We start from the raw sequence: 10,033 nt of genomic DNA on the forward strand, positions 1-10,033 counted from the left end.
GGGAAAGAATGCCAATGCCCAATGCGATAGGGCCCCAAGTCGGCGGGCGACGGTTCATCCCACCCCGCGCGTGGAGTGGGCTTTCCCGCCGGCTTTCTGTAAATCTTTTGTGCAAGAAGTTTCTAACGAAGCTAGCGATAATAACAAAGCTAAAAAGCTGTGGGATTTAAGCGCAAAGTTAGTTGGAATTGCGTGACGATACACCGACTGTGCGTTATTAAGATTTTTTGGCGTGCGTATCGCCAAAAAGAGCGTTATCAAAAAAAACCCAGGCTTCACCTGGGTTAATTGCTATGTGCAGTTCAGTTGTGAGTTCAATTTTGATTGCAAGTACTGGCAAAAAGCTTTAATTCACTCCTGCTTTAGCTTTGGCTTTTGCTGCTACCTTTCGCTTCATCGCAATGCCAAATGCACCTGCTGCTATTGAGCCACCAATAGTAAGCGGTTCGGGGACCGGATTGACCGGAGTGAATCCATATCTAGCAAACACCCTTGATGCTTCAGGGCTAGCCAAAAAGTTGTTGAAATCTATCGCTCCGTTTGGGTTTGCAGATTCTTGGAGTACAGCAGATTGATAAACAATCGGATTGTAAAGGTCGGTAGACGGAGTGTTTACAATTTTGACTGTATTAGGTTGTGTGAGAGCGTCTGTGGTGTAAACAACGCCCGCATCTATCCCATCATTGGTCGGGCTTGCAACTAATGATAGTACTTCCCGCACATTGCTACCTAAGACAAGTTTGTCTTGGATTTGATCCGATATCCCTGAATTGTTAAATAATTGCGTGGCGAACTGTCCGGCTGGAACAACCGCAGGATCGCCAATAGCTATTTTACGCACTTGTGAACCTGTCAAGTCTTGAACACTTGATATCGGTCTGGTTGAATTTATCGGCGCGATTATAGCTAAGGTGTTTCTTAGTAGGTCTTGCCTGGTTCCCGCTATTAGTTTGTTGTTAGACTCTAGAGTATTTAAGGGTGCTTGGGATACTGGGAAGAAGATATCTATAGGTGTAGGTCTTTCCATTAGGATTTGATTAACGAGAGTACCAGAAGCCCCAAAGGTATTGGTAAAGGTAAAGGTGACGCCTGGGTTTCTTCGCTGGTAAAGTGCCTGAACAGCCGGTAGGGCATCGGTTAAGCTGGCAGCAGCAAAGGTGTCAATCCGACCACCAACTACGGCAGCTTGTGCTGGTTTAGCTTGGATTGCACCGCAACCCAAAGCAAGGCTAGCGGTTGCCAGCGCTAATTTCTGCCTTTTCTTCATGAAATGATTCCTGTAGAGTGAATGTATGAAGTGTTACTGTTTCAAATTCCAAATCTTGCACCCAATTTTGACAATTTGCTTTTTTACTCCAGCCCAAAAATATGGGAAAAAGAAATTGTAGTTGGTAAGCATCCTGATTTATATCTAATTTAATCTACTTTGTTGGTAAATAAAAATAAAGCAGTTTACCGTTTCTTCACAGAAACTATACAATTACAACTGTAGTTTTACTGAGGTGTTTTTGCTCTAAATTCGACTAAATCAAGTTAATATGCTAGTTATTGAGCTATAGTTTTGTATAAAGTTATCTTAAAATCATATTTATATCTTTAAATAGATATACGGAAAATTAGGGCATAATATGAAACACATAATTATGCTTCCAAGCTCGATCATTTAGTTTTCTAATTACGAAAAAATAAGAAAATTTTTCCAAATTTCTTACATTTTCACAGCAAGAATGCGAATTCGGCGGTAATCTGCTATCCAAGTTTTATCTTGATAAAGTGTTGGTTTTAAGCTTTCTTCAACTTTGCGAATTACTTGCATTTGTTGTTGATGGGAAAGTTCTGTAAAGTAGGCAGATGCAAACATTTGTATCCAATTCGCCATTCCTGCATCTGCGTCTGCTAGTGGTGTAGGACGCGCAAATAAAACAGCGTAATTGACATCAAATCCATGCTTTTCTAAGCGAGTCGCATACTCACCAATACTCGGATAATACCAAGGATTCAGTGCTTGGGGTTGGGAAATTCCTATCTCTTGTAAAGCAGTTTCTAAAGCTGTGGTAATTGCTTGCACATTTCCCTTACCACCAAACTCTGCTACAAAACGTCCCCCCGGTTTCAGCGCTTGATGAACACTACGAATTACCGCATCTGGTTCTTTAATCCAATGCAGCGCTGCGTTAGAAAAAACTGCATCCAAAGGCTGTTCTACTTGAAAGTTTCTTGCATCAGCTACGTTAAATCTAATATGGGGATAGTTTTGTTTTGCCTTGGAAATCATCGCCGGCGCGTTATCAATTCCCATAACAACAGCGCCAGATGTAGCAATTTTTTCTGTTAATTGCCCAGTACCACAACCTAAATCTAAAATGCGTTCTTGTTGCTTGGGGTTTAATAGTTGCAGCAAGTCTTCGCCATACTGCCACACAAAAGCGTGTTTATCTTCGTAAAGGGCAGCATTCCAATTATTTTTTATCATCAAAAGATACTCCATAAATAGTGAAATTACAGAGTGTGCATTGCTTGCCCTCTACCTTGCACACTAGGTTGATGACAGCTTAATCATTACGATAGAAAAGATTTTTAATTATGTCCAATATATTTTTAAGCTTTAATTAATATTTAAAAGATATGAGTTATGGTGTGCAATGGAACTACGGCATCTACGGTACTTTATGACTTTGGCGGAAGAATTGCACTTTGGACGCGCAGCAGAAAGGTTGCATATTGCCCAACCACCTTTAAGTCAACAAATTCGCCAGCTTGAGACAGAATTAGGCTTTGAACTGTTTCACCGCACTAAACGAAAAGTGCAGTTAACTGAAGCAGGACAAGTTTTTCTAGATGAAGTGCAGCAAATATTCAAGCAATTAGAACAGGCAATTCAAGTTGGAAGGCAAACCAGTCGGGGGGAAATGGGACAACTGGTTGTTGGCTTTGTTAGCTCTGCACCGTATAATATTTTACCAAAAATATTGCGGGCTTTTCGTAGCAGCGTTCCGGAAGTGAGGCTAGAGTTGCACGAATTAACGACAAATGAACAGTTACGATGGTTGCGGGAAAGTCGAATTGATGTGGGGTTTGTGCGTCCACCTGTAGAAGATGACACATTGAACTGGGAAATAATTTTTCAAGAGTCGTTGGTGGTAGCATTACCTGATACGCATCTGCTAGCAAATCATAGTAATGTTTGTTTGCGATCGCTTAAAAATGAACCTTTCATTTTATTTCCGCGTATCTTAGCACCTGGACTCTACGATTTAATTATCAGTCTGTGTCAGCAAGCGGGTTTTAGTCCCAACGTCACTCAAGAAGCGATTCAAATGCAAACGATTGTCAGCTTAGTTGCAGGTGGTTTGGGTATTGCGATTGTCCCAGAATCTCTGCAAAATCTGCAACGAACTGGGGTAGTATATAAAATTGTCCAAGAAGCGACTCCGAAAACAGCGATCGCCATAATTTGGCGACAAAACGATACATCTGCGATCGTGCAAAAGTTTTTGCAGATAGCTAGACTTGCAGTATCCCTCTTCTCTATCGGTCACTTTTGAGATGTTCAAGTCTGGTCTTGCAGTTGTATCAATGTCGGTAAATACTGTGTGGGAAATGCTAAATTCATAAATCTTATCGTTAGTCTGGGCGATAGCGAAGCGCTGCGGCGAAGCGCCGATCGCACTTTTTACATTCGACGCTAAACCGACTAAAGTTAAAGCTACTGGAATGAGCCATGTAATGCCTGAAGGAAGCATAATTCACCTTCGGTTTCGCTTAAAAAAGATTAAGTATTAATAATACAGTATTTTTGCTGCTGTACCGATGCTGGTAATGCTTTATAGCCACGATTAACCAGACAATGCCGTTCTTAATTGTCCTGCTAGGTATAAGTAGGGGGGATTTCTAGAAAGTAGTATAAAGTAAATCTTTTCTTGAATAAATTATAAGTATTATTAAGCAATCCTGAATACAAAACTAAAGCTTTAGAAATCAAGCAGATTCTGCAAACAGAAGATGGATTTAAAACTGCTTGTGATGCGATTGAGAGTTTTTTGTAGTAAGGACTTCAGTCCTTTTGTGTCCAAAGGAGGACTTCAGTCCTCACTACGGTTAGAAAGATTAGGTTTCGCTTTCGCGTAGGGTGAGGATTTCTACGCCGTCTTCAGTCACAGCTAGGGTATGCTCAAATTGAGCGGAAAGTTTGCGATCGCGTGTGACAGCTGTCCATTTATCGCTAAGAATTTCAACTTCCCAAGTGCCTTCGTTAATCATTGGCTCGATAGTAAAAACCATCCCCGCTCTAAGACGCTTGCCTTTGCCCCGCGTGCCATAATGAAGAATTTCCGGTGCAGTGTGGAAAACATTACTCACACCATGTCCGGCAAAGTCTCGCACTACAGAAAAGCCTTGCGCTTCCGCATATTCTTGAATTGCCGCACCAATATCGCCAATGCGTGCCCCTGGCTTCACCTCAGCAATACCTAGTCTCAGGCATTCTTGTGTCACCTCAACCAGCTTTTTCGCTTTTGGCGAAGGCTTACCAACGAAGAATGTTTTCGATGTATCGCCGTGGTAGCCTTCAACTAGTGGTGTGACATCAATATTAATGATGTCACCTTCTTTGAGGATTTGTTTGGCGTTAGGTATGCCGTGACAAACTACCTCATTTACACTGGTGCAAATTGACTTGGGAAAACCTCTGTAACCCAAAGGTGCGCTTTTTGCTTTATGTGCCTGCGTCCAACGTTCCGCTTCATCATTGAGTTGCAAAGTGCTAACTCCCGGCTTGACCATTGGTTCAAGATGGTGTAATAATTCGGCTGCCAAACGTCCAGCTTGACGCATTTTGTCTATTTCTCTGTGAGATAAAAGAACGATGGTTTCGCTTTTCATATAATTTAATCTAACTGGGGAGTGGGGAGTGGGGAGTGGGGAGTGGGGAGTGGGGAGTGGGGACGCTTGGACTGGGGATTGGGGAAGAGAGATTTTTATGCGTTATCGACACGACCCATATACATAGTTAAACCAGTCTCGGCTGCTTGCCTTGCGGCATCAGCAACCTTTAAAGTATACAAGCTTGCCTCTGGAGTAACGTACAAAGGAGTGCCATTAAAAAGACGATTTAAGACCATTTTTGTATCTTTGGCAAATAAACCCCGCTTCGTACCAATTTCTATCGGCGTTGTTTTCCCATTTTCTATTAAAACTCCTTTATCGCCCTCAAAAATCAACCCGCCGTTTTCGCCATGAACTTCAAACTTGCGTTCTGCTTGCCATAAAGTTTCACCTTTACCATAAACTACCTGCGCTAAAAGTCCGCTGTTGAACGACAGTTGACTAATGCAAAAACAGCTTTGGTAATATTCTGTTTCTGTCTCCCAAAATCGTTGATGGCAGTTAACGGTAGTCACTTCACCAAACAAATCGGTTAGTCGATGTAATCTAGACAACGCACCCATTAAGGGAAAACCGAATAAATCATGATTAAAAGTCCATTTACGCGGTGCGGGGTGTTCCGGCTTGATGGTGCTGTAGCGCACATAAAATAATCCCCCAAGTTGTGGTAAGTATTGCTTTAAAGCTAAATGCAAACCGCCCAAAAGTTCGATATGTTCGACATGGAGAAGTTTATTTTGTGCTTTGGCTAAGGCAACGAGTTCTTCTGCTTCTACGACGTTTAAAGACAGGGGATATTCGACAATTAGGTGTTTGCCAGCTTGCAGTGCTTTTCGTGCGATCGCTCCATGATCTCGATTTACATTACAAATTACCACCAAATCTATATCATCGCGCTCTACTAGCTGTTGCCAAGAACTCATCGCTTCTGCTTGGTAGTTTGAAGCTAGAGATGCTGTTTTTTCTGGGGTATTACCGACAATCGCAAGTAAATGCGATCGCTCATCATGAAGAAATGCTTCAGCCCTTAATTTTGCCACATACCCAGTACCAATCAAACCCACGCCCACACTTGCTTTTTCCACAAAAGCCGTCATCGTACATATCCTCACCAATTCTGTTTATCTTTCTCTATAGGACTGAGTTAATTGCTTCAGCCGTTTATAACGCTTTAGTAAACTTGTAAACCTCTGGGCAAGGCTCATCCACTAATGGCAATTTGCGTAAACCAAAGTGATTTGTTCATAAATTCCGGATTTTTCCAGATTATAGTCCTTTCTGGTAGCATCCATCTCAGGATAAATATATAAGTAAAACTCATCAGGATTAACTAACTAAATTTCATTACTAATCGCGTTCAAATTCCAGTTACATCGTTTAGTTTTTCTCGTAGTATCAGAATTGAAGCAAATTTGAATAAACGGCTGAACTTATTAGATCAGCCGATAGTTTGCTTTAGGATAACTTATACGGTCTGCAAAAGAGAGGATTAAAAAATGCCAACTTATAAAGTGACCCTGGTCAGCGAAGCTGAAGGTCTTAACCAAACCATCGACGTTGATGATGATACCTATATTCTAGACGCTGCTGAAGAACAAGGTCTTGACCTACCTTACTCTTGTCGCGCTGGTGCTTGTTCTACCTGTGCAGGTCAACTGACATCGGGTTCAGCTCCAGACCAGTCTGACCAGTCTTTCTTAGACGACGACCAAATGGAAGCTGGATATATTTTGACTTGTGTGGCTTACCCAACCGGAGACTGCACAATCCAAACCCACAAAGAAGAAGACCTTTACTAAGAGTTTGGCGCTTGCTGCAAGTCCCCGATAATAGGACTTACGCACCCACTAAAGTCTTGTAGGGGCAATTCATGAATTGCCCCTACGTAAATTCAAGCTTTGACGACGACATGAGTGCGTAAGTTCTAGATAAAAACATTCATCGATCGCACGCGTTATAAAGACAGGTAAATAAAAGAAGCAGCACAAATGAGGAAAAATAATTGCTCTATTGTGTCTGCTCTTTTTGCGTAGTCAGCGCTCATAGCGCTCTGGGGCGCGAATTCCTACTAAGGCTTAATGTTGTTGCTCAGAATTTGAATTTGCGTGTCGGGATAGTAGAATTGGAGAATTTTTGCACTTGCCCAACCGAGTTTAGCTAAACTTTGAGCGCCAGTTTGACTCAAACCAACTCCATGTCCTAAACCACCGCCAATAAAAGCATATCCCCACAGTTTAGATTCGCCTTTACTCACTCTTTGCAGATAAAAAAGCGTACTTCTGGGTGCGGCAAAGGCGCTGCGAACTTCATCTTTGTATAAACTAAAAGTGCCAATATCAGTTTTGACGTTTAGTTTGAGTATGCGTCCGCTTTTACTGCGCTCTACTACTGTCATCTCTTTAATGGTTTTAAACTTGGCAAAGGGACTCTTTTTCACTGTGAGAAATTTCTGCAAGTCTTTGGTAATGTCTTGGAGGCTGCTTTCAAAACGCCAGCGAAACAGTTGGCGATCGCTTTCGTTAAATCCTTCTTTGCGATTGATAAACCGCTGAAAGTTCTCTTCTGATGCTAAACTCTCATCCGATAAGCTCCAAAAATTAACTGCCGCATCCAGCACCGGTCGTAAATATGGGCGATCGTCACCATTCCAAACATCGCTAAACGAAGCTGTTACACCGCCTGTAGTGGAAGAATATAATGCATCCACTAGCTGATTTTGATAAGTTAGTACCATCCCCCTTGTGGAAGCGATCGCTTTATCTGTGGCGGGAGAAACGTCATTCAGCCCATAATAAACTTGGCAGTGAGTGTCCGCACATAATTGATACCCATCTACTTCAAATCTGCGTACATTCCGCAAAACGTAAGTCCGCGCCAAAATCGCTTGTGCTTCTAGCGAGGCTACAGGTGCCGAATTGCCAATTTCATAAGGCACAACCCCGCGCAAATAAGTTTCTAAAGGCACTTCATTCACTAAAGTGTAAGTACCATAGGCGTTTGACTGTAACTCTAGGTGTCCTGCATAAAGACGAGCATTTTCTGGTTTTTTACCTTCATTCACCCGAATCAAGTTTTTATCGCTGCTAATTTCTAAATTATTTGGACTATAGCGGTTGCCATTTACTACCCAACTCACTCGCGGCACTTGTTTAAGAATTTGGGTGTCGATGTATACACTTGTTGTCTTTGTATTTTTTTGCACACTTTGCAATAACAAGCGCCGCAATAACGGAGTTTTGTATACATCACGTTTCGCCCAAACTTGCCAGCGTTCTGGCTGTGCTATTTCTACTTGTATTCCCTTTTTACGCCAGCTTTTGGCGTTGTCTTCCGCAGTTTCAAAGGTACGAAAAGTGCCTAAAACTACTTTCTCCTCAACTATCGGTTGAGGTAAAGGTTGCATAACTGTTTCCAGTTTTACCGGGTTAGTGGTAACTAGAGTTTGCTCTGTTTTGTTTGTGGTAAATTTCAGCTTTAAGCGATCGCCTTTTGTCGGCTCTAGTTGCAGCTGCTCTGTGGGTTTATCTCCAAATCGCTGCACAATCCCAATTCTTAGTTCTACATCTTTTGCTTTGCTCCCAGGACTTGATGCACCAGTCAGCCCCAATAAGCAAAATGTCGTCAGTACTGCGTAAGAAAAACGCCATAACGTGATTTTCATCGTTACTGACTTGATTGTGCCCCCAGCCTGACTTTGGGGTGGATGATCGATTTGCTTTACAGCGTAGTGGTTTTGTCGCATGAGCTACCTAATGATATCATTGCTTGTTTTGCATGAAAAACTTGCAAAACGAAGTCATAACGATTATGATTTATGTAGAAACACAAAAAAAGAACTAGACAAGGATATCCCTTATGGTTAGGGTACAAGAAATTCCACTAAATCAGATAAAACGTCCTTTACCCCGTGCCAACGATCCGCAAAAAGTGCAAGCCTTGATGGAATCAATTGATGCGATCGGGCAGCAAGAACCGATAGATGTCCTAGAAGTAGATGGACAGTATTATGGCTTTTCAGGTTGCCATCGTTACGAAGCTTGCCAGCGCTTAGGCAAAGAAACAATCTTAGCCAGAGTCCGCAAAGCACCCAAGAGCGTTTTGAAGATGCATTTGGCGTAAGAAAAGTTAATTGTTGGTTGATAGTTGTTGGTTGTTGAGTGTTAGTGGGCATTGGGCATGGGGCATTGGGCATGGGGCATTGGGCATGGGGCATGGGGAAGCCAGTGCCGTGCAAAGGTGCCCGATGAACCTACAGCGGATTTATTGACTCAGTGGATGCAGGTACATGAAAAGACTGCTTGGATGTTGAGAAGTTTGCTGGAAGAATAAGAATGGTAATGGGGCATGGGAAATTGAAGAGAGGAAAAGCCCAATGCCCATTGCCCATTGCCCATTGCCCAATTCCCAATTCCCAATTTCCAATTCTTATGAATGAGGCATTTTCGTTAAACTTCACCCATACGTTGCAAAACTTAATGCAACGTGTGGGTGTTTCTAGTTTTAAAGCTTTGAGTCAAGCTGCTGGTGTTTCAGAGCGGCAAATTTTGCGGTTGCGACGGGGAGAAGTTCAGCAGATGCGAGTAGATGTGTTGCTCAAACTGTCGCAAGTGTTACAGATGCCGTTGGGTGAATTAATAGCAATTTTTTCTCAGGTGGAGTTGGTGAAAGAGAATGCATCAAATCAAGAATTGTTACAACAAATAACGAATTTAAAAACAGAGTATCAGCGATCGCTTCTGCAATTAGAACAACAGCGCGAAGTATTGCAGCAAGAGTTTCAGCAGACGAGTTTGCAATTGCTAGAGTCTTTATTATTGCAATTTCCCACCGCAGCACAGAAAGCGCAAGAGAATCCGCAGCTAGCAGCGGTAAAAATATTGCCTTTAGTACAAAAACCTTTAGAAAAATTATTACAACAATGGAAAGTGGAAGCGATCGCACCCGTGGGAGCTGAATTATCCTACGATCCGCAGATACATCAATTGATGGAAGGGACAGCACAACCAGGAGAAAAAGTCAAGATACGTTATACAGGCTACCGTCAAGGTGATAAGCTGCTTTATCGAGCTAAAGTCAGCCCAGTTTGAGAGAGGGGGAGGGGGGAGTGGGGGACAAGGGGGAGGAGGGGCAGGGGGAGCAGGGGGGGCAG

10 protein-coding genes and 1 pseudogene are annotated in these 10,033 nt (G+C 42.5%); 6 read left to right on the forward strand and 5 right to left on the reverse strand.

The window, feature by feature from the left end:
- The coding region (locus AABK37_RS37660; protein WP_432556556.1) for a hypothetical protein at nt 1-196 on the forward strand (196 nt) is incomplete at its 5' end.
- Between the two features lie 150 nt (nt 197-346).
- Here the strand turns inward: AABK37_RS37660 and modA are convergent.
- A complete protein-coding gene (modA, locus tag AABK37_RS37665) occupies nt 347-1,267 on the reverse strand; it encodes a molybdate ABC transporter substrate-binding protein (protein WP_432556557.1) in 921 nt (306 codons plus the stop codon).
- Between the two features lie 441 nt (nt 1,268-1,708).
- Entirely contained in the window at nt 1,709-2,473 is a 765-nt protein-coding gene (locus AABK37_RS37670) for a class I SAM-dependent methyltransferase (protein ID WP_432556558.1), read from the reverse strand.
- Nucleotides 2,474-2,642: 169 nt separating this feature from the next.
- Here AABK37_RS37670 and AABK37_RS37675 point away from each other — a divergent pair, with 169 nt between their 5' ends.
- Entirely contained in the window at nt 2,643-3,545 is a 903-nt protein-coding gene (locus tag AABK37_RS37675) for a LysR family transcriptional regulator (RefSeq protein ID WP_432556559.1), read from the forward strand.
- Nucleotides 3,546-4,107: 562 nt separating this feature from the next.
- Here AABK37_RS37675 and map read toward each other — a convergent pair.
- Nucleotides 4,108-4,881: a type I methionyl aminopeptidase gene (gene map, locus AABK37_RS37680; protein ID WP_432556560.1), complete on the reverse strand. Its 774-nt coding sequence runs from the start codon at nt 4,879-4,881 to the stop codon at nt 4,108-4,110.
- A gap of 95 nt (nt 4,882-4,976) precedes the next feature.
- Nucleotides 4,977-5,981 carry a Gfo/Idh/MocA family protein gene (locus AABK37_RS37685; RefSeq protein ID WP_432556561.1) on the reverse strand — a complete coding sequence of 335 codons (1,005 nt, stop codon included), beginning with the start codon at nt 5,979-5,981 and terminating at the stop codon, nt 4,977-4,979.
- Nucleotides 5,982-6,380: 399 nt separating this feature from the next.
- Between AABK37_RS37685 and AABK37_RS37690 the strand changes: the two genes are divergently transcribed.
- Nucleotides 6,381-6,683 carry a ferredoxin gene (locus tag AABK37_RS37690; RefSeq protein ID WP_432556562.1) on the forward strand — a complete coding sequence of 101 codons (303 nt, stop codon included), beginning with the start codon at nt 6,381-6,383 and terminating at the stop codon, nt 6,681-6,683.
- A 269-nt stretch (nt 6,684-6,952) separates the two neighbouring features.
- Here AABK37_RS37690 and AABK37_RS37695 read toward each other — a convergent pair whose 3' ends face one another.
- Nucleotides 6,953-8,626 carry a SpoIID/LytB domain-containing protein gene (locus AABK37_RS37695; RefSeq protein ID WP_432556563.1) on the reverse strand — a complete coding sequence of 558 codons (1,674 nt, stop codon included), beginning with the start codon at nt 8,624-8,626 and terminating at the stop codon, nt 6,953-6,955.
- A 113-nt stretch (nt 8,627-8,739) separates the two neighbouring features.
- Here AABK37_RS37695 and AABK37_RS37700 point away from each other — a divergent pair, with 113 nt between their 5' ends.
- The 3 genes and pseudogenes from AABK37_RS37700 to grpE all read left to right on the forward strand — a co-directional run bounded on the left by AABK37_RS37700 (nt 8,740) and on the right by grpE (nt 9,971).
- On the forward strand, nt 8,740-9,003 hold the full coding sequence (locus tag AABK37_RS37700) for a ParB N-terminal domain-containing protein (RefSeq protein WP_432556564.1): 264 nt from the start codon (nt 8,740-8,742) through the stop codon (nt 9,001-9,003).
- Between the two features lie 123 nt (nt 9,004-9,126).
- Nucleotides 9,127-9,213, forward strand: a pseudogene (locus tag AABK37_RS37705) (DNA starvation/stationary phase protection protein); the annotation flags it as partial.
- A 98-nt stretch (nt 9,214-9,311) separates the two neighbouring features.
- Complete coding sequence (grpE, locus tag AABK37_RS37710; RefSeq protein WP_432556565.1) at nt 9,312-9,971, forward strand: nucleotide exchange factor GrpE; 660 nt, start codon at nt 9,312-9,314, stop codon at nt 9,969-9,971.
- Nucleotides 9,972-10,033 lie beyond the last annotated feature (62 nt).

This window comes from Tolypothrix sp. VBCCA 56010 (assembly GCF_050875635.1).
Taxonomy (GTDB): Bacteria; Cyanobacteriota; Cyanobacteriia; order Cyanobacteriales; family Nostocaceae; genus Hassallia.